The sequence below is a fragment of the Pseudomonas turukhanskensis genome (genome assembly GCF_027922365.1).
Lineage (GTDB): Bacteria > Pseudomonadota > Gammaproteobacteria > Pseudomonadales > Pseudomonadaceae > Aquipseudomonas > Aquipseudomonas turukhanskensis.
In genome coordinates this window covers 1-20447 of sequence record NZ_BSFN01000020.1, presented here as the reverse complement: position 1 = coordinate 20447, position 20447 = coordinate 1, and the positions used below count along the sequence as shown (strand labels likewise).

At 62.1% G+C, this 20447-nt stretch carries 16 protein-coding genes; 6 read left to right on the top strand and 10 right to left on the bottom strand.

The window, feature by feature from the left end; genetic code table 11:
* The first annotated feature begins 6 nt into the window (after positions 1 to 6).
* The 4 genes from PKE98_RS22440 (at position 7) to PKE98_RS22425 (ending at position 5295) form a co-directional block, all read left to right on the top strand.
* Positions 7 to 717 carry a DUF3108 domain-containing protein gene (locus tag PKE98_RS22440; protein ID WP_271197633.1) on the top strand — a complete coding sequence of 237 codons (711 nt, stop codon included), beginning with the start codon at positions 7 to 9 and terminating at the stop codon, positions 715 to 717.
* A gap of 325 nt (positions 718 to 1042) precedes the next feature.
* Positions 1043 to 1261, top strand: coding sequence for a hypothetical protein (locus tag PKE98_RS22435; RefSeq protein WP_271197632.1), 219 nt, complete (start codon positions 1043 to 1045; stop codon positions 1259 to 1261).
* Positions 1262 to 1357: 96 nt separating this feature from the next.
* Entirely contained in the window at positions 1358 to 3001 is a 1644-nt protein-coding gene (locus tag PKE98_RS22430; protein ID WP_271197631.1) for a VRR-NUC domain-containing protein, read from the top strand.
* Complete coding sequence (locus tag PKE98_RS22425; protein WP_271197630.1) at positions 2998 to 5295, top strand: ATP-dependent DNA helicase; 2298 nt, start codon at positions 2998 to 3000, stop codon at positions 5293 to 5295. The genes PKE98_RS22430 and PKE98_RS22425 overlap by 4 nt, the downstream gene beginning before the upstream one ends.
* 134 nt (positions 5296 to 5429) lie before the next feature.
* Here PKE98_RS22425 and PKE98_RS22420 read toward each other — a convergent pair whose 3' ends face one another.
* Both PKE98_RS22420 and PKE98_RS22415 read right to left on the bottom strand, forming a co-directional pair.
* Complete coding sequence (locus PKE98_RS22420; RefSeq protein WP_271197629.1) at positions 5430 to 6254, bottom strand: HDOD domain-containing protein; 825 nt, start codon at positions 6252 to 6254, stop codon at positions 5430 to 5432.
* A 111-nt stretch (positions 6255 to 6365) separates the two neighbouring features.
* Positions 6366 to 7229, bottom strand: coding sequence for a helix-turn-helix domain-containing protein (locus PKE98_RS22415; RefSeq protein WP_271197628.1), 864 nt, complete (start codon positions 7227 to 7229; stop codon positions 6366 to 6368).
* 122 nt (positions 7230 to 7351) lie between these two features.
* Here PKE98_RS22415 and pobA point away from each other — a divergent pair, with 122 nt between their 5' ends.
* Positions 7352 to 8536: a 4-hydroxybenzoate 3-monooxygenase gene (gene pobA / locus PKE98_RS22410; protein ID WP_271197627.1), complete on the top strand. Its 1185-nt coding sequence runs from the start codon at positions 7352 to 7354 to the stop codon at positions 8534 to 8536.
* A gap of 212 nt (positions 8537 to 8748) precedes the next feature.
* On the opposite strand, the gene PKE98_RS22405 is transcribed toward pobA, so the two are convergent.
* The 8 genes from PKE98_RS22405 to pqqA form a co-directional block, all read right to left on the bottom strand.
* On the bottom strand, positions 8749 to 10434 hold the full coding sequence (locus PKE98_RS22405; RefSeq protein ID WP_271197626.1) for a hybrid sensor histidine kinase/response regulator: 1686 nt from the start codon (positions 10432 to 10434) through the stop codon (positions 8749 to 8751).
* A complete protein-coding gene (ercA, locus tag PKE98_RS22400) occupies positions 10418 to 11581 on the bottom strand; it encodes an alcohol dehydrogenase-like regulatory protein ErcA (protein WP_271197625.1) in 1164 nt (387 codons plus the stop codon). Before ercA ends, PKE98_RS22405 begins: the two co-directional genes overlap by 17 nt.
* A gap of 848 nt (positions 11582 to 12429) precedes the next feature.
* Positions 12430 to 14286 (bottom strand): S9 family peptidase, encoded by a 1857-nt coding sequence (locus PKE98_RS22395; RefSeq protein ID WP_271197624.1) that lies wholly within the window; start codon positions 14284 to 14286, stop codon positions 12430 to 12432.
* A gap of 51 nt (positions 14287 to 14337) precedes the next feature.
* Positions 14338 to 15459 (bottom strand): pyrroloquinoline quinone biosynthesis protein PqqE, encoded by a 1122-nt coding sequence (gene pqqE / locus PKE98_RS22390; protein ID WP_271197623.1) that lies wholly within the window; start codon positions 15457 to 15459, stop codon positions 14338 to 14340.
* Between the two features lie 22 nt (positions 15460 to 15481).
* Complete coding sequence (gene pqqD, locus PKE98_RS22385) at positions 15482 to 15754, bottom strand: pyrroloquinoline quinone biosynthesis peptide chaperone PqqD (protein ID WP_271197622.1); 273 nt, start codon at positions 15752 to 15754, stop codon at positions 15482 to 15484.
* Between the two features lie 85 nt (positions 15755 to 15839).
* Positions 15840 to 16592 carry a pyrroloquinoline-quinone synthase PqqC gene (pqqC, locus tag PKE98_RS22380; protein WP_271197621.1) on the bottom strand — a complete coding sequence of 251 codons (753 nt, stop codon included), beginning with the start codon at positions 16590 to 16592 and terminating at the stop codon, positions 15840 to 15842.
* 152 nt (positions 16593 to 16744) lie between these two features.
* Positions 16745 to 17674 (bottom strand): pyrroloquinoline quinone biosynthesis protein PqqB, encoded by a 930-nt coding sequence (gene pqqB / locus PKE98_RS22375; protein WP_271197620.1) that lies wholly within the window; start codon positions 17672 to 17674, stop codon positions 16745 to 16747.
* A gap of 62 nt (positions 17675 to 17736) precedes the next feature.
* Complete coding sequence (pqqA, locus tag PKE98_RS22370; RefSeq protein ID WP_003243383.1) at positions 17737 to 17808, bottom strand: pyrroloquinoline quinone precursor peptide PqqA; 72 nt, start codon at positions 17806 to 17808, stop codon at positions 17737 to 17739.
* Between the two features lie 434 nt (positions 17809 to 18242).
* Between pqqA and PKE98_RS22365 the strand changes: the two genes are divergently transcribed.
* Positions 18243 to 20195 (top strand): sigma-54-dependent Fis family transcriptional regulator, encoded by a 1953-nt coding sequence (locus tag PKE98_RS22365; RefSeq protein ID WP_271197618.1) that lies wholly within the window; start codon positions 18243 to 18245, stop codon positions 20193 to 20195.
* Positions 20196 to 20447: the final 252 nt, after the last annotated feature.

Sequence of the window (20447 nt, the reverse complement as noted above, 5' to 3'; positions counted from 1 at the left end):
GACTTTATGCGTCGTGCCTTGCTGTTCGTCCTCGCCGTGCTCACCCTGCCGGCGCAGGCCCTGGAACTCAAACCCTTCTCGGCCAGCTACACCGCCGACTGGAAGCAGGTTCCCGTTAGCGGTACTGCCGAGCGCAGTCTGCAAAAGCAGGCTGACGGCCGTTGGCTGCTGAACTTCAAAGCCTCCATGCTGGTGGCCGGCCTCACCGAAGAAAGCGTCTTCCGTCTGGACGGCACATCCTTCCTGCCACAAACCTACCGCTACGAACGCAGCGGCCTGGGCAAGGGCAAAACCGTAGAGCTGGACTTCGATTGGGACGCCAAGAAAGTCATCGGCAGTGACCGTGGCGACCAGGTTTCCCTGCCGCTCAACCGTGGCGTGCAAGATAAATCCACCTACCAGGTGGTGCTGCAAGCCGACGTGGCAGCCGGCAAGAAAACCATGAGCTACCAAGTGGTGGACGGCGGCGATATCGAAACCTACGACTTTCGCGTGCTGGGCGAAGAGAAGGTCGAAACAATGGCCGGCAGCGTAGACGCCATCAAGGTAGAGCGCGTGCGCGACCCTACCCAGAGCAGCCGCAAAACCGTGCTGTGGTTCGCCAAAGACTGGAACTACCTGCTGGTGCGCCTGTTCCAGGTAGAGAAAGACGGCAAGGAATACCAGATCATGCTCAAAGACGGCAGCGTCGACGGCAAAGCGGTGAAAGGCAGCTAAGCCCATACCGTTGTGAAGAGCCCCGCCCAGTGCGGGGCTTTTTTATGCCCGCACGCTCAGCGTTTGTAGGGTGTGCTCCGCGCACCAAGCGATTCAGAGCCGATCACGATGGCACGCAGTCGTCGTCGGGCAGTTCGGCCGAAGGCAGATAGGGGCGAACCCGCAAAACCCGGCGCAAACCTTCAGATAACCACAGCACCCCGTCCTACAGTGTTCAGAAAATGCTCTTTTCCAGAACACGCCTACAAAACAAAATTATCTATCTGGCAGACAGCTCTCCTCCGCTCTTAACTTGCCCCTGCAAGCTAACCCCGGAGCCATTACCATGCCTACCCGCCTCGCTGTCCTGCTGTTCGCCCTCGTCGCCACCCTGCCCGCCTTTGCCGACGGCGGCACCCTGCAGTTCGAAGGCTCGATCGTCTACCCAACCTGCAACCCCAGCACCTGCGCCCGTGACTTCCCCGCCTTTACAACCCAATACCTGCCGCTCAACCCCGGCGAAGCCAGCGTCGACAATCAGGTGCTCACCTTCACCTACAACTGAACCTAACCGACCGCTACGCCGCCACCGATCAATTTGCGATTGCCAGCGCGCCGCTGCGCTGGTATCTGTACATGCACACAGTGGTTTGGCGTACCGATGCACTCCCTCGACGATCCCCGTTTCTATTACCTGGCCAACTTTCATAAAGCGCTGGCCTGGCTGGCTGCGCGCTACAACGACCTGTTCGACGCGCACGAAGCGGCATTCGTGCGTCAATTTTCCGAGCTGCCGCTGGCCTCCCAGGCCCTGCTCACGCGCATGATCATGCGCAAGGGCCCGCACTTTCGCGCCAGCAAACTGAGCTACGAGGAAATCGGCTGCCCGCGCCAGGCAGCCGAGCCACTGCTTGCCCACGGCTGGGTCAGCAACCAATACGCGTTGAGCGTGCAGGAACTCTTCGCCTATTTGCGCAAAGACGAGGTGCTACACCAATTCGGCGCCCTGCTCGCCAGCCGCAGCGCCAATAAACCGCAACTGCTCGAACAGCTGGAAAGCCAGCTTGAAGGCGAACGGCCATTCAGCCAGTGGTGCCCGCAGCTGGACGACCCGCTGCTGACCCTGGGCATTGGCGAACTCGTCGACCGCCTGCGCCTGATGTTCTTTGGCAACCTGCACCAGGACTGGGTGGAATTTGTGCTCTCGGACCTGGGCATCTTCCGCTACGAATACGTGGAACTGGGCGCCGACTCACGCGGCTTCACCCGCCGTGAAGACGTGGATACCTACCTGCACCTGTGGCAGTGCCGTCAACGCTTCGAGGCCGGCGAGCCGCTGACCGAGGTGCTGGAGCAGATTGGCGAGGTGCACACCGACAACCCCTTGCTGGTGGAGCGGCGCGGCAAGCTGCTTTTCGCCATCGGCCAGCATCTGGAGCGCCTCGGCGAGCTGGAGCATGCCTTGGCTTTGTATGGCGTGAGCGCTTATCCACAGGCACGGCAACGGCAGATCCGCGTGCTGGAACGTCTCACCCATTACGAACAGGCCCACGCCCTGGCGCAGCAGGCGGCGGCCGCGCCGGTCAATGATGCCGAAGCACAACTGGTGGCCCGCGCCCTTGCGCGCCTAAACCGGCAACTGGGCCTGGCCAAAGCCAGCAAGCCACCCAAGGTGGAGGCTGGGCTGATCGAGCTGACGCTGCCCTTTCACCCGGATTTCAGCGTGGAACAACGGGTGCAACTGCACCTGGGCGAAGCGCATGCGCCGGTGCATTACGTGGAAAACACGCTGATCTGCAGCCTGTTCGGCCTGCTGTGCTGGCCGGCCATTTACGCGCCGCTGCCGGGGGCGTTTTTCCACCCGTTTCACAGCGGCCCGGTGGATTTGCTCCGCGCCGACTTTTCCCAGCGCCGCGCCGCGCTATTCGCCGACTGCCTGGCCGCGCTGGACAGCGAGGCCTATAAAACCCGCATCCGTGCCGCTTACCAGGAAAAATTCGGCATCCAGTCGCCCTTCGTGTACTGGGGCTTGCTGACCGAAGAATTGCTGGAACAGGCCCTCGCCTGCCTGCCCGCCGCCCACCTGCGCGCGTGGTTCCAGCGCCTGTTGGGCGATATCAAAGCCAACCGCGCCGGCATGCCCGACCTGATCCAGTTCTGGCCGGCCGAACAGCGCTACCGGATGATCGAGGTAAAAGGCCCCGGCGACCGCCTGCAAGACAACCAGAAACGCTGGCTGGCCTTTTGCGCCGAGCACGGTATGCCGGTGGACGTCTGTTATGTGCAATGGGCAAGCGAGGCATGATCTACCAGGTAGCCGTTCGGGCTTTGTGTGAGTTCACCGCCAAGCAGGGTGACCTCGACTTGCGCTTCACCCCCTCGCCCACCGCCCAGGAAGGCATTGCCGGGCATATGAGCGTGGTGGCCCGGCGCGGCTCGGGCTATATCGCCGAGCTGCCGCTCGCCGGCGAATATGAAGGGCTGCGGGTACGCGGCCGTGCCGACGGCTACAACCCCGACGACAACCTGCTGGAAGAAATCAAAACCCACCGTGGCGATATTTCGCGCATACCGGAGAACCACCGGCTGCTGCACTGGGCGCAAGTCAAGGTGTACGGCGCGCTGCTGTGCGCGCAGTACGAGCTGGAAGAAGTCGACCTGGCGGTGGTGTATTTCAATGTGCTCACCCACAAGGAAACCAGCTTTCGCGAAACCTTCAGCGCCAGCGCCTTGCAGGCGTTTTTCGAACTGCATTGCCAGCGCTTTATCACCTGGGCCAAGCAGGAACAGGCGCACCGCCTTGCGCGCGATGCCAGCCTGGAGCAACTGCGTTTCCCCCACGCCAGCTTTCGCAGCGGCCAACGGCAGTTGGCCGAAGCGGTGTACCGCGCCGCCCGCGATGGCCACAGCCTGATGGCCCAGGCCACCACCGGCATTGGCAAAACCATCGGCACGCTGTTTCCGCAACTCAAAGCCTTCCCTGAGCAAAAGCTCGACCGGCTGTTTTTTCTCACCGCCAAAACCCCGGGCCGGCGCCTGGCGCTGGATGCCCTGCAAACCCTGCGCGCCCAGGAGCCGAAAATCGCCCTGCGGGTGCTGGAACATGTGGCCCGCGACAAAGCCTGCGAACACCCGGACAAAGCCTGCCACGGCGATTCCTGCCCGCTCGCCAAAGGCTTCTACGACCGCCTGCCCGCCGCGCGCAAAGCCGCACTCGACAGCCAGTGGCTCAACCAGAACGCCGTGCGCGATGCCGCCCTGGCCCATGGCATCTGCCCGTATTACCTGAGCCAGGAGCTGTGCCGCTGGAGCGATGTGGTGGTGTGCGACTACAACTATTACTTCGACATGACCGCCCTGCTCTACGGCCTTACCCAGCTCAACGAATGGAAAGTCACCCTGCTGGTGGACGAAGCGCACAACCTGGTGGAGCGCGGCCGTGGCATGTACAGCGCCGAATTGCAGCAGGCGCGCTTCAAAATCATGCGCGGCCTGGCGCCCAAGGCCCTGAAAAGCGTGCTGGACCGGGTCAACCGGCATTGGAACCAGCTGCACCAAGACCAGGAAGCGCTGTACCAGGTGTACCCTGCCGCACCGGACCTGTTCATCATGGCCCTGCAAAAAGCCGTCAGCGCCATCACCGACCACCTTACCGACCAACCCACCGGCAACGAAGCCGAGCTGCTGCATTTCTACCTCGATGCCATGTTGTTCTGCCGCCTGGCCGAGGTGTTTGGTGCGCACTCGCTGTTCGACATCAGCCGCCACCTGGGCCCGGGCGGCAAGTCGCAGTCCACCCTGTGTATCCGCAATGTGGTGCCGGCACCGTTTCTGGCCCCGCGCCTGGCCGCGGCCCATAGCTGCACCCTGTTTTCTGCCACCCTGAGCCCGGCCAACTACTACGCCGACCTGCTCGGCTTGCCGGAACAGACGCCGTGGCTGGATGTGGAATCGCCGTTTCTTGCCGAGCAGTTGCAGGTACAGGCGGTGAGCAACCTCTCCACCCGCTACGTCGACCGTGATCGCTCGCTGGCCCCCATCACCGCGCTGATGGCCCGCCAGTTTGCCGAGCGGCCCGGCAACTACTTGGCGTTTTTCAGCAGCTACGCCTACCTGGAGCAGGTGCGCGACCAGTTCGTGGCGGCGCACCCGCGGGTGCCAATCTGGGTGCAATCGCGACAAATGGACGAAGCCGAGCGCCACCATTTTCTCGAACGGTTTCAGGAAAGCGGCCAGGGCATCGGCTTTGCTGTGCTGGGCGGCGCGTTTGGCGAAGGCATCGATTTGCCCGGCAACCGCCTGATCGGCGCCTTTATCGCCACCCTGGGGCTGCCGCAGATCAACCCGATCAACGAGCAGATCAAGCAACGCATGCAGGCCATGTTTGGCAGCGGCTACGACTACACCTACCTCTACCCCGGTTTACAGAAAGTGGTGCAGGCGGCCGGGCGCGTGATCCGCACGCAGCAGGATTCAGGGGTGGTTTATCTGATGGATGACCGCTTTAGCCAAGCGGCGGTACGGCGGCTATTACCGACGTGGTGGGAGGTGGGGCGGTGTCGGTTGCCGCAAGAGGATGAGCTGCCGGCTCGGCTTTAGGCCAGGATGAATGGAAGACCTCCGCGCCTGGGTCCCCGCCTACGCGGGGACGACGGTGGTAGCAGCAAAAACTTCCGTCGTCCCCGCGCAGGCGGGGATCCAGGTACGTGATTAACCGGCAAAAGGGACCGCAGTTAACCCAGCAATTCGGCAAAGGCTTTATCCGCTTCCAGCACCGCTGGCAACGCGGCAAACACCGCGTCCAAATCCAGGTCTTCCACCAACGGCCCACTCAACGATTCCTTGGCCTCCTCGGTCGCGCCGCCGTGTTCTTGCAGCGCTTCGGCAATCAGCACCGCCTGCGCCAGGGTTTTGGGCAACGGGTTATCGGCCGGGGCCTGGGACGGCTTGCCCTGCAGGGCGATAGCGGTCTGGATCAACTTGGGCAACTGCCAACGCCGGGCAAGTTCGGCGCCCACTTCCGGGTAACCAAAGCCCAGTTGCAGGGTTTCATTGGCGGCACGGCCAGCGGCGTTGCCATGCTTGCTGGCGTTCAATTTGGGCGCGTATTGCGGGGCGCCAGTCTGAATCAGCAGCTCACCGATGTTGTGCATCATGCCGCAGGTAAAGGCGGTATCGGCGTCCTGGCCGGCTTGCTTGGCCAGCAGGCGGCTGATACTGGCGACCTGAAAGCTGTGAATCCAGAAGCCCTTGAGATCGAACGTGGCGTCGGCCTTGAACGCGCCCGTCACGGCCGAGGCCATCACCAGGGTACGCAAGGTGTTGAAGCCCAGGCGCGAGGCGGCGTCCTCAATGCTGGTGGATTCACGCGCGCCACGGTAGCGCGAAGAGTTGGCCAGGCGCAGCACCTTCGCGGCGATTACCGGGTCCAGGGCGATATTGCGGGCCACGGCGTCCAGGCTGGAGGTGGGGCTGTCGAATTGCTGAATCAGTTCCAGGGCTACCTTGGGAATGCTGGGCAGGGCGTGCAGGTCGGCGAACAGTGTTTCTATATCCATGAGCTCACTCTCAGTTGAACGGCTTATTAGAAATCATAGGCAACTTTTTTCAGCGCACCGACACCGCGTGTGGGCCACACCCTTGAAGCTAGCAAGCGCTTGCTGGCAACGCTAGCGCTGAATGCGAAAGCCCTTGGGCGAGAGCCCCGTGCCGCGCTTGAAGAAGCGGGAAAAATAGGCCGGATCGGAAAACCCCAGGCTGTCGGAGACCTGATTAACGGTCATGGCGCTGTACACCAGGCAGCGTTTTGCTTCTAAAAGTAGCCGTTGATTGATCATCTGCAACGCCGATTGCCCGGCCAGACGTCGGCACAGGGCATTGAGGTGCGCCGCGCTGATGGAAAGCGCGCTGGCGTAATGCTCGATGGGCAGGTGCTGGCGGTAATGGGCTTCAAGCAGGCGGGTAAAGGCATCCACATGCTCACGGCCACGGTCCGGCCCCTGCGCAGACGACTGCGCCCGCGCGCGGCGGCTTAGCGACACCAGCAATACGCTGATCAGCGACTGCAACATCAGGTCGCGGCCGCTCTGCTGCTGGTCGTACTCGGCGGCAATCGACTCGAACAGGGCGTCCAGATAGCGCCCCTCGCTGCCGATAGCAAAGCAGGCCGGCGTGCGCAGCACCTGGCTGTCCAATGTTGCGGCCAGTTGTTCGGCCAGCGGTTGGGCCAGGCTGAGGATGTAGCCCTGCACATCATCGGAAAACCGAAACCCGTGCACACAAAGTGCCGGTACCACCTGCAAGGAGCTGCTGACCACCTGGGTCAACACGTCCTCCACCTGCAACTGCGCCTGGCCCGATTGCACATACAACAACTGCACCAGGTCGCTGTGGCGGTGCGGTTTGATTTCCCAATGGTGCAAGCGGCTGCGCTCGGGAATGGACTCGCAATGAAACAGGTCCGGCGTCGGCCAGGCGCCGGTTTCACCATAGAGTTTGAATACCGGAACGGGATTTTCTGCGGTTTTGAGCACAAGCAACACCCACGAAAAGTACCAGAAAGCTGTTCGATATTGCCTTCTAAGCCAGGCATTAACCACAAAAAATACAGGCGTTATAAAAACAACTAAGTCTCGACAGAGACAGGAAAACGCCCATGAAAACCCAGATCGCCATTATTGGCGCCGGCCCGTCCGGTTTGTTGCTCGGCCAACTGCTGCACAACGCCGGTATCGCCAACGTCATCATCGAACGCCAAACCCCTGACTATGTACTCAGCCGCATCCGTGCCGGCGTGCTGGAACAAGGCATGGTCGATCTGCTGCGCGAAGCCGGTGTCAGCCAGCGCATGGACGAAGAAGGCCTGGTACACGACGGCTTCGAACTGGCCTTTGACGGGCGCAGTGAACATATCGACCTCAAGGGCCTGACCGGCGGCAAGACCGTGATGGTCTACGGCCAGACCGAAGTCACCCGCGACCTGATGCACGCCCGCGAGGCCGCTGGCGCCACCACCTACTACAGCGCCAGCCACGTGCAGCCCCACGACCTCAAGGGCGAGCAGCCCTACGTTACCTTTGAGCACAACGGCGAAACCCTGCGTTTGGACTGCGACTACATCGCCGGCTGCGACGGTTTTCATGGCGTGTCTCGCCAAGCTATCCCTGCCGGTGTGCTCAAGGAATTCGAACGGGTTTACCCCTTCGGCTGGCTGGGCATCCTGGCCGACACGCCACCGGTAAACGAAGAGCTGATTTACGCCAACCACGAGCGCGGCTTTGCCCTGTGCAGCATGCGCTCGCCCACACGCACCCGTTACTACGTGCAGGTGGGTAGCGATGAGAAAGTGGAGGACTGGTCCGACGAGCGCTTCTGGGACGAGCTCAAAGCCCGTTTGCCGGCGCCGGTCGCGGCGCGATTGATCACGGGGCCGTCGATAGAAAAAAGCATCGCGCCGCTACGCAGCTTCGTGGTCGAGCCGATGCAATACGGCAGGCTGTTTCTGCTCGGCGACGCCGCCCACATCGTGCCGCCTACCGGCGCCAAGGGCTTGAACCTGGCGGCCAGTGACGTGAGCACGCTGTACCGCATTCTGCTCAAGGTGTACGGCGAGGGGCGCACCGACTTGCTGGAGAAATACTCCGAGATTTGTCTGCGCCGGGTGTGGAAGGCCGAGCGCTTTTCCTGGTGGATGACCTCGATGCTGCACCGTTTTCCCGATACCGATGCGTTTAGCCTGCGGATGCAGCAGACGGAGCTGGACTACTTTGTCAGCTCCGAAGCGGGGCGCAAAACCATTGCGGAGAACTATGTGGGCTTGCCGTATGAGGCGATTGAGTAAAGGCCAATCAGCAGCCAGATCAACAGCAGAGCGCTTGGTTCGCAGCAGGAGCGCCGTGCTCCTGCGAAACTCTGGGTCCCAGCCTGCGCTGGGACGACGGTGTTTTTTGTACCCTCCTGCGTCATTCCAGCGCAGGCTGGGATCCAGGTTCGATGGCAAAAAGCATACGCAGGGAGGCGGTTGATCTGGGTTTTTATCGGCTCGCCTGCGGGTTAACGCAACAACTGACTCAACACCGCGCGTAACTTCCCCGGTTTCACCGGCTTGTTGAGCAACGGCGCCCCCAGCGCTTGAAGCGCTTGGCGGCAGCGGTTGCTGCGGTCGGCGGTGATCATCACCGCCGGTATCGCCACCCCGAAATGTTCGCGTAAATGCTGCACCACCTGGCATCCGGTGATGCCGTGGTCGAGGTGAAAGTCGGCCAGAATCAACTCCGGTGCCTGTTCTTGCAGCACCTGCAAGGCGGCCTCCTGATCAGTGGCGGTCAGTACCTCGCAGCCCCACTGGCCCAATAGCGCGGCCATGCTTTCAAGAATGCTCACTTCGTTATCCAGCACCAGCAAACGCCGCCCTGGCAGCGGGTTGCCGATCACCGGCTGTGGTGTGGCCACCGCCACTGGTGCCGGTACGTCACGGCACAGCGGCACGTCAATGCTGAATACCGAGCCGCGGCCGGGCCTGGAGCGTACCTGCACCGGGCACCCAAGGATGGCCGCAATGCGCTCGACAATCGCCAGCCCCAGCCCTACCCCTTTGCGGTCGGCGGCGCGCCCCACATCGAGCTGATTGAACTCCAGAAAGATCGCCGAAAGCTGGTCTGCGGCAATCCCCCGCCCGCTGTCCCATACCTCCAGCACCAGCCGCTCACCACGGCGCCGCGCCGCCAGCAATACGCCGCCTTGGCTGGTGTAGCGACAGGCGTTGCTGAGAAAGTTGCGCAGAATGCGGGTGAGCAGGCGCAGGTCGGTGTGAATGGCATAGTTTGGAATGCGCGCGCGCAACGTTAGCCCCGCAGCGGCTGCTACCGACTGAAACTCCGAGGCCAAGGGCGCCAGCACTTCGTCCAGACGGTATACATCGATATCCGGTTTGATCGCCGCCTGGTCCAGCTTGGAAATATCCAGCAGGTCGGTGAGCAAATCTTCGGCGCCTTCTAGTGCCTGGTGCGTGCGCTCCACCAGCAGAATTTCGGCGGCCGGCAATTGCCGCTCACGCAGGGTCGACACCAGCAGCCGCGCCGCATTCAGCGGCTGCAGCAGATCATGGCTGGCAGCGGCCAGGTATTTGTCTTTACTCAGGTTCGCCGCCTGGGCCACATCGCGGGCCTCGCGCAGTTGCTGGTTGAGGGTTTGCAGTTGGGCCGTGCGGCTGGCCACCCGCTCTTCCAATTCGTCGTTCAAGGCCTGCAAACGCTGCTGGGCCTGAATGCGCTCGGTGATGTCGGCGACAAAGCCTTCCACCAACCCTTCTTCATCGGGCTTGAGCAGCAAGTTCATCAGCACATCGACATGGCTGCCGTCTTTACGGCGCAAGCGGGTGATATAGCCGAACAGGCCACCATCAACCCGCAGCCGCTCGCGAATATGCAACAGCTCAGCCTCACCGCCCATAAACAGGTGGCTGGCCATATCGGTGAGGGTCCAGAGCACCTGCTGCGGGTCGTCATAACCGAGCATCCGCGCCAGCGCCGGGTTGGCGGCTCGCAAGCCCTCAAGCAGGCTGGCCTGAAAGATGCCGTGCACTGCATGCTCGAACAGCCATTTATAGCGGTTGCGCTCGGTTTCCAACTCCTCCAGCCGCGCTAACAGTTCCGGGTAATGGCTTTTGCGCGCCGACTGACTGCCCAGGCCGAGCAAGCCGGCCAGAGCCTTTTGCTGCGCCTCAGAGGGCCTCGCCATACACGACCTCGACGTCCCGCTGGCTCGACTCGCGGGGGTTGGTAAGGATGCACGGGTCGCCCATGGCGTGTTGCGACAGGAACGGAATATCCGAGGTGCCGACGCCATGCAGGCCCAGGGTTTCGCGAAAGCCCACGGCGTGTTTGAGAGCGATCAAGTGTTCTACCAGACGGCCACGAATCTGATTGTGAGTAAGCCCACGGCAGTCAATGCCCAGGGTTTCGGCAATCACCTTGAAGCGGTCCGGCGCCGAGTTGTAGTTAAACGCCACCACATGCTCCACCAGCACGGCATTGCAAAGGCCGTGGGGCAGATCCAGAAAGCCGCCCAGGCTATGGGACATGGCATGCACGGCGCCCAGAATGGCATTGGAGAACGCCAGCCCGGCCTGCATGCTGCCGAGCATGATTTTTTCGCGCAGGGCGATGTCTTGCGGGTTGGCGATCATCTGCACCAGGTTGCCATTGATCAGGCGCATGGCCTCCAGGGCATGGGGGTCGGTGAGCGGGCCGTGGCCGGTGGACACAAAGGCCTCGATGGCATGCACCAGCGCATCGATGCCGGTACAGGCGGAGAGAAACGGATCCATGCTGGCCGTGGTTTCCGGGTCGATCAGCGACACATCGGGCACCACCGCCTTGCTGACGATGGAAAACTTCATCCGTTCCTGCTGGTTGGAGATGATCACAAACTGCGAGACATCCGCCGAGGTGCCGGCGGTGGTGGGGATAAGGATCAGCGGCGGGCTGGGCACGCGAATGGTGTCCACCCCTTCGAACTCAAGAATGCTGCGCCCGTGCGCCACCACAATGCCAATGCCCTTGGCGCAATCCATGGGGCTGCCGCCGCCGACGGCGACGATGACGTTGCAGTTGTTCTCGCGGTACACCTCGGCGCCGCGCATGACTTCTTCCACGCGGGGGTTGGGCGAGACGTCGGTGTACAGGCAATAGGCGATGTTCTGCGCTTGCAGGCTGGCTTCGATATCGGCGACCCAGCCGGCGGCGAGTACGCCGGGGTCGGAGACCACCAAGACTTTGCGCGCGCCAAAGTTGGCAGCGAAGTTGGCAACATGGTGGCGGCAACCGGCACCGAAGACGATTTCCGGGGATACGAATTTACGCAAAAGGCTGAGATCGTGGCTCATCGAGGGGCCTGGTGTTTTTTTGTTTTGAGTGGGGGTGAGGCTACTGGATTGGTGGGGTATTGCAATGCGACCTTAAGGTATGGCGCTTGGGTGCTTTCTGGATGGTTGCTTGGAGTGTTGCGGTGGTTTTCCTTACCGCGTGCGCTGAACGTTTCGTTTCGCGCCCAACGCGCTAGGCTTTTGTAGGGTGTGCTCCGCGCACCTTTTCGGTTTTCCGGCGAGCGGCGATTTTCTTCGTTACCGCGTGTGCTGAGCGTTTTGTTTCGCGCCCAACGCGCTAGGCTTTTGTAGGGTGTGCTCCGCGCACCTTTTCGGTTTTCCGGCGAGCGGCGATTTTCTTCGTTACCGCGTGTGCTGAGCGTTTTGTTTCGCGCCTTACGCGCGAGTTTCTTTTTCCAGTCGATGAAAAAGAAACCAAAAAATCTTGCCCCTACCTGGGGTTTTCACTGCGTGAAAACTTCCCTCGCTACGTCGTCGCTCCAGGGGCCGGGCTGAAGGGCCATCCATGGCCCTCATCCCTCTGCGCGGCTCCCGGCCGCTACGACCCCTTACGCAACGACTCCGCTCGGCCTGGCGCTAAAGGGGCGGGTAGATCACAAGCGGTAGATCAAGAGCCAAATCAACAGCCCCTCTCGCCTGCCCGGCCGGCCTAACGGGCGAGGGGTGACGTATGGCGGCCGCCTCACTTCGATCTGCCCCCTCTCCCGCGTGCGGGAGAGGGTTGGGGTGAGGGGCAGTTGATCTTGATCTACCCGCCCCAGAAGGCAGAGTGGAGGGCAAAGCAAGTCGCACGTAAGGCGCAAACCAAAACCCACAGCACTCACGCTACTGAAGACCACCGCAACAATTCAAAGCAACCGCTGATAAAACCCCAACTCCAATTCCAACACCTCTTGCAGATGTTCCGCCCGCCGAAATCCATGCCCCTCGTCCGGGTAAAAATGCTGCTCCACCAACACCCCTTGCGCCTGCAGCGCCGCCACCATACTGGCCGTCTGTTCAGGTAACACCACCGCGTCCCGTCCGCCCTGGAAGAAGATCACCGGCGCGGTAATGCGTTTGGCATGAAACAACGGCGTGCGCGCTTCATAGCGCTCGGCGTCGGCGATGGGGTCGCCAATTAACCAGTCCAGATAGTCCCCTTCAAACTTGTGCGTCACTCGCCGCAACGCCAGCGGGTCGCTTACGCCGTACAAACTCGCGCCTCCACGGAACACGGCATGAAATGCCAACGCGCACAGCGCCGTATAACCGCCGGCACTGCCTCCGCGAATAAACGCTCGCTGCGGGTCGATCCGCCCCGCTTCGCCAAGGTGAGCGACCACTGCGACCGCGTCCTCCACGTCGACCACGCCCCACTGCTCGTGCAATCGCTGCCGGTAAGCTCGGCCAAACCCGCTGCTGCCACGGTAGTTGAGGTCGGCCACGGCAAAGCCGCGCTGGGTCCAGAATTGAATACGTGGATCGAACACCGGGTAGCACGCAGACGTCGGCCCGCCGTGCAGAAACACCACCAGCGGGGGCTTTTCGGCCAGCGCTGACGCCTGCGGCGGTGCATAAAAAAAGCCCTGGGCGCACTCGCCACTGCTGCGGTATTCAAGGGGCTCGGGCAAGGCAACGTGCTGGGGTGCCAAAGGCTGTTCGCCACCGGCTACCACTTGCATTTGGCCATCGCTGCGGCGAATTGCCAGAACCGCCGACAGGCGATCTGGCGCCGCCGCGATGCAGTAGAAGAAATCGGCGTCTGCCGCCAACGCCCGAAACCGGCTGTAGTCGGTCGCCAGTCGTTGCTCGCCGCCGTCAACACGCTGGGTCAGCAATTCGCCCCAACCCTTGACCAGACGGCTGAGCAACAACCCGCCTTGGCCTATTGGCAGATAACTGCACGCGCCCAGTTGCCAGGGCGCGCTGCCATGGTCGGCTTCGACGCCATGGGGCAGGCGCTGCCACTGCCCGTCCACTTCGCCCCATGGCTGCCACCAACCGTCACGGTCGCTCAGGCAGATCAGCCGACCGCCTTCATCAAAGCGCGGTTGTTGCAGGGACTCTTCGCTAATGCCGCCAGCCACCACCCGCAGCAGCGGCCACTGCCCACGGCTGTCACGACGGGCGCTGCACAGTCGGGTTTGCGTCCAGGGTTGGGCGGGGCGATCCCATTCGATCCAGGCCAGGCGCTGACCGTCGGCGCTCAACACGGGCGAGGTGTAGAAGTCGGCGCCTTCGGCCAGCACAGTTCGGTAGCCGTCAGTCAGGGCAATGCTCACCAGACGGTTACGCACCCGCCCCGGCCCGTGGCATTCCTCCACGGCGAGTAGCGCCTGCCCTGCGTGGTCGTAGTGCAAATCGCCGTAGCGGCATTGCGAGGCGTCACCCAGGCGCCGCACGCTGCCGTCGTCCAGGCGCTGTTCGTAGAGCTGCTGATCGCTGTCGTTGACGAAGGCCACACCGACCTCGGTGAGGCAAAACACGCCGCCGCCGTATTCATGCACGCGGCTACGCAGGGAGAGGTGCGCCGGGGTTAGGCAGTGGGCTTGCTGGCCTTGCCAGCGCCATAGCGTATTGCGCCCATCTTCAGGGTTGAATTCCACCCAGAACAGGCCGTGGGCATTGACCTTGAGTTCGGCAAAGTCGCGGCTGGCCGACGCGGCGTGGCGGGCCGACCAGTCGCTTGAGAAAAAACCATAACGCGCATCGCTAGTGGGCATAAGAGCAGGCTCTGGTTGATGCGCCAGAGCGTACGCCTCTCTGGGCAACGATCAAACCTTCACGATCAACCGTGATGCCTTTTCATTACGCATGGTCAACGCCTGCATACCTTGCGATGCCCGCTCGGCCTCCTCGCGCGCCGCCAGAATCACGCCATGATGGGCCGACTTGCTGCACACCGGGTCGGCATTGCTGGCATCTCCGGTCAGCATAAATGCCTGGCAGCGGCAACCGCCGAAGTCCTTGTGCTTTTCATCACACGAGCGGCATGGCTCGGGCATCCAGTCGTCGCCGCGAAAGCGGTTGAAGCCGAAGGACTCGTTCCAGATATGGCTGATGCTGTGCTCCAGCACATTGGGAAACTCAACCGGCAATTGCCGCGCGCTGTGGCAGGGCAAGGCGGTGCCGTCGGGGGTGATATCGAGAAACAGGTTGGCCCAACCGTTCATGCAGGCCTTGGGGCGTTCTTCGTAGTAGTCGGGCGTGACGAAGATCAGCTTGCACGGGTGATTCTGCGCTTGCAGGCGCGCGCGGTATTGGTTGGTGATGCGCTCGGCGTTGGCCAGTTGCGCGCGGGTAGGCAACAGCCCGGCACGGTTGAGCTCGGCCCAGCCATAGAACTGACAGGTGGCGAGCTCGACAAAATCGGCTTCCAGTTCCAGACACAAATCGATGATGCGTTCGATACGGTCGATGTTGTGCCGGTGGGTCACAAAGTTCAGCACCATCGGGTAGCCATGGGCTTTTACCGCGCGGGCCATGGCCAGCTTTTGGGCAAAGGCCTTTTTCGAGCCGGCGAGCATATTGTTCACCTCCTCGTCGGCGGCCTGAAAACTGATCTGGATATGGTCCAGACCGGCCTCGCTGAACTCGGCAATACGCTTTTCGGTAAGGCCGATACCGGAGGTGATCAGGTTGGTGTAGTAGCCCATGTCGCGGGCAGCCTTGATCAGCTCGGCCAGGTCCTGGCGCACCAGCGGCTCACCGCCGGAAAACCCTAACTGCGCGGCGCCCATCTCCCGCGATTGGCGAAATACCTCAATCCATTGCGCGGTGGTCAGTTCCTTACCGTGCTTGGCGAAGTCCAGGGGATTGGAGCAGTACGGGCATTGCAGCGGGCAGCGGTAGGTGAGCTCGGCCAGCAGCCAGAGGGGCGGACCGGGTTTGGGCACGTTGGGTTTAGCGCTCGCTACCTTAGAGAAAGTCGATCCAGAACTGAGCACTGGCCACCTCCATAAACGCGAAGATGTCTTCGTCTATGCCAGGCACATCGGGGAAGCGCTCACTCAGGTTGGCGATGATGGCAGCCACATCCTGCCGGCCGTCGATCAGCTTGAAAATCTCGCTGGCGCTGTCGTTGAGTTTGATCATGCCTTCGGGGTAGAGCAGCACGTGGCAGGCTTGCGCCGGCTCCCATTGAAAACGATAGCCACGGCGCAGCACCGGCACTTTATCCACAGGTGTCATGGCGAACTCCCGTAGGGTGTGCTCAGCGCACCATGGCGCACGCCGGTGAATCGCTTGGTGCGCGGAGCACACCCTACAACAGCGCTCATAAGGTGATCCCCCGGTGCCATACGTTGGCGTCGGTCACCGAATGGTACGGCGGGCGTTTGAGTTCATAGGCCATGCTCATGGCGTCGAGCATGGTCCACAGTACGTCCAGCTTGAATTGCAGAATGTTCAGCATGCGCTGCTGCGCCTCGAAGGTGGTGTAGTGCGCCAGGGTGATACGCAGGCCGTGCTCCACATCGCGACGGGCTTGTTTAAGGCGGGTGCGGAAGTAGTCGTAGCCGGCGGGGTCGATCCAGCTGTAGTGCTGCGGCCAGCTGTCCAGGCGCGACTGGTGAATCTGTGGGGCGAACAGTTCGGTCAGCGAACTGCTGGCCGCCTCCTGCCAGTTGGCGCGGCGGGCGAAGTTCACGTAGGCGTCCACGGCAAAGCGCACGCCGGGCAAAACCAGCTCCTGCGACAGCACCTGCTCGCGGTCCAGGCCCACGGCTTCGGCCAGGCGTAACCAGGCTTCGATACCGCCCTCCTCGCCCGGCGCGCCGTCGTGATCGAGGATGCGCTGCACCCACTCGCGGCGGGTGTCGCGGTCGGGGCAGTTGGCGAGGATGGCGGCGTCTTTGAGCGGGATATTCACCTGGTAGTAAAAGCGGTTGGCAACCCAACCCTGAATCTGTTCACGGCTGGCGCGGCCCTCGTACATCGCCACATGGAAGGGGTGATGGATGTGGTAATAGGCGCCCTTGGCGAGCAGCGCCTGCTCGAAGTCGGCGGGGGTTAGGGCAGTGCGTTGCATGCAGTGATCCTTTTATTGTTATCGATGCTGCATCGGGTTATTCGCCGTCATTCCCGCGCAGGCGGGAATCCAGAATCTCCTGTCGTGCGCCAACTCCCGCACCATTCAGCATTCTGGGTCCCCGCCTTCGCGAGGACGACGAGGTTGGGCCGTCAAAGCTCAATACTCATCCCATCCCACGCCACTTCAATGCCGTGCTCCTCAAGAATCGCGCGCTCGGGCGAGTCGACGTTGAGAATCGGGTTGGTGTTGTTGATATGGATAAGCACCTTGCGCGGCGCTGGCTTTCCATCCGGAACCAGCCCATCGAGCACTTCAATCATCCCGCCGGGCCCGCTCTGGGCCAGATGGCCCATCTCGCTGCCGAGCTTGTCGCCCACTTCGCACACACGCATTTCGTCGTCGCGCCACAGCGTGCCGTCCACCAGCACACAATCGGCGCGGCCCATAAAGGCCAGCACCTTGTCGTCTACCTGGCCCAGGCCCGGTGCATAAAACAGTGAGCGACCAGTGCGGCTGTCTTCGACAAACAAGCCGATGTTGTCGCCCGGGTGCGGGTTGCCGCGGTGCGGCGAATAGGGCGGCGCGCTGCTGCGCAGGGCGATGGCGGTAATGCGCAGAGCCGGGCAGGCGGCAATGCTGAAGGGCTCGCCATCAAGCGCAATCAGGTTGTGCTGCAAGCCACCGTTCCAATGGGTCAGCATGGGGAACAGGGGAAAGCCGGTGCTCAGGTCCTGGTGGACCATCTCCGTGCACCACACCTGATGTGGGCAGCCTTCGCGCAGGCTGAGCAGGCCGGTGGTGTGGTCGATCTGGCTGTCGAGCAGAATCACCGCGCCAATGGCGGTGTCGCGCAACTTGCGCGCAGGTTGCAGCGTGGGGAAGGACTCCAGCTGCACGCGGATATCCGGCGAGGCGTTGCACACAATCCAGTGTTCGCCATCATCGCTCAAGGCAATGGACGACTGGGTGCGCGGCTGCGCGCGCAGGGTGCCGGCGCGTACGCCTCGGCAATTACGGCAATTGCAGTTCCACTGGGGAAAGCCACCCCCGGCAGCGGAACCGAGAATCTGGATATACATAAGACGATCTCATTGAGGGCCGCTTTAGCAAATGCCCCGGCAAGCCGGGGCACGTCAGCCGCTCAACGGTTGGCGAAGTACATGGTCACTTCAAAACCAATACGCAGGTCGGTGTAGGCGGGTTTAGTCCACATGGGTCAATCCTCTTCTTGTTGAGTGAGTACTGCGTTTGCACGTGCCGGTTTTCACCAGCTACCTGAGTTAACCACCGGGGGTGCCACTGCCCGAATGCTACTTTCGAACGAGTTTTGCCCCTGATTTAGTAGCGCCGCTGCGACACCTGGCCAAGCGCGTTGCGACAGGTGTGTCATCCGTGGCACACCTGCACCGGCCACCCTCTCCTACCGTGCACGCCTTGCAGCGCGCTGGCTCGGGCCTTGTGGCCGGATGCCGGGCTTACGGCATGTCGCTTGCTGCATCAGCCGGCATGCGACGGAAGGATGACTGCAAGAGGTAGACCATCGGGCTATGGTTGCAGTACGAAACATGTCTGCACCGCGCATGACCAAAACAACAAGACGCCGATTCGCCTCACCCGCTAGCGGCATCGGTCACCGGGAGTACTGCTATGCCTTTGCATGCCGTGGAAACCAACGCCAGCGAACTGGCCGCATTTGTCAAAGACCACTTCCCCGAGCGCAGTTTTCGCCCCGACCGGGTGATTGCCGAATCGCTGTACAGAAGCGTCAACCTGCACCGGCTCAACCCGCGCGCGGTGAACGTCAAACATATCCTTACCGCCGAAGAAATTCGCCAGCACCAGCAGCAACATCAGGACTACCTGGCCATCGCCAGCCAGGGCGTGACGGGCCTGGCCAAGCGCGTGGTGCAGGCCGGCTTTGCCGTGCTGCTCAGCGATGAACACGGCATTACCCTGGACTCACGCCTGCCCAACCAGCGCGACCCGTATACCCAGTCGGGGCTGATCGTCGGCGCCCGCTGGGATGAGGCGGTGGCCGGCACCAACGGCATCGGCACCGCACTGGCGGCCGAGCAGGCGATGACCATCCACCGCGAAGAACACTTTCTGACCTCCAACTTTCGCCTGAGCTGCTCGGTAGCGCCGATCTTCGATGCCCAGGGCTTGCTGCGCGGTTGCCTGAACGCCACCAGCCTCAATAGCGACGGGCCGAAAGAAGCGCAGTACCTGACCCTGCAACTGGTGATCATGTACGCGCGGATGATCGAAAACTCCCACTTCCGCCAGCGCTACCGCGACTGCCTGACCCTGGCCATAAAGCCGCGCGACGACATCACCGACCTGGCCAACGAACAACTGCTGGCCGTCGATGAAAGCGGCCGCATCATCGGCGCCAACCGCGCGGCCTTTGTCGCCTACGACCAGGTGCAACACCAGGCGCTGCTCGGCCGGCGTATCGACACCCTGCTGCCGGCCAGCGTCGACGAGCTGCTGAGCATGACCAGCGGCGGCGCCCGTGGCGTGCAGATGCGCGCCTTGGTGGATGAAGCCCTGGTGGACGTGGGCCTGCGCATTCCCGTGGGCCGGGTGCGGCCGGCGCAAGTGATTACTCCGCCAGCGAAACCGGCGGCGCCGCAACACCCGCAACTCGACCAGTTAGGCGGCAACGACCCCCTGCTGCAACAAGGCGTACGGCGCATTCGCAAGGTGCTCGACAAGGGTATTGCGGTGCTGATCACCGGCGAAACCGGCACCGGCAAAGAAGCCTTCGCCCGCGCCATTCACCAGGCCAGCGCTCGCCGCAGCGGGCCGTTTGTGGCGCTGAACTGCGCGGCTATTCCGGAAAGCCTGATCGAGAGCGAACTGTTCGGCTACCGCAGCGGCAGCTTTACCGGCGCCAACAAGAAAGGCCAGAAAGGCAAGCTGGAACTGGCCAATGGCGGCACGCTGTTTCTCGATGAAATCGGCGATATGCCCGCGCATCTGCAAACCCGATTGTTGCGGGTATTGGCCGAGCGCGAGATTTCACCGATAGGTGCTGAAGCACCGGTGGCGTTGGATGTGCAGGTGGTGTCGGCCACCCACCAGGACTTGGCCGGGATGATCAGTGCCAAGCACTTTCGTGAGGATCTGTTTTATCGGTTGAGTGGCATGACCCTGCATTTGCCGGCGTTGCGCGAGCGCAGTGATCGCGAAGAATTGATCGAGCAGTTGTTGGCCGCGCAGCCGGGCGCCAAGGGTTTGCGCCTGGACGCCGAGGCGCGGGCGCGACTGCTAGGGTATGGCTGGCCAGGGAATATTCGGCAGTTGCTCAATAGCCTGCGCTATGCCGTGGCGCTGGCCGAAGATGGGGTGATTGATCGGGAGTGTTTGCCGGCGGAATTGCAGGTTGCTGGGGTGGCGCCTGTTGCGCCGGTTGCGCTGTTGAGCAATAGCCTGGCAGAGCAATTAGGTGGGGATGAGGTTCGGCATTTGTATGCCACGCTGCGGCAGTATCAGTGGAATATCACGGCTGCTGCGCAGAGCTTTGGGATATCGCGGTCGACGCTTTATCGGAAGATGAAGAAGCATGGGATTGTGCAGCCCAATGAGGTGTTTTGATTGGGGGTTTCTGGGAGCGGTGGTGTTCTTCTGCACCGCGTGTGCTGGACGTTTTGTTTCGCGCCTTACGCGCGACGCTTTTGTAGGGTGTGCTCCGCGCACCTTGCGGTTTACCAGGCGACATTTGTGTTTCTGCATTACCGCGTGTGCTGAACGTTTTGTTTCGCGCCTTACGCGCGAGTTTCTTTTTCCAGTCGATGAAAAAGAAACCAAAAAATCTTGCCCCTACCTGGGCCCTACGCTGCGCTTCGG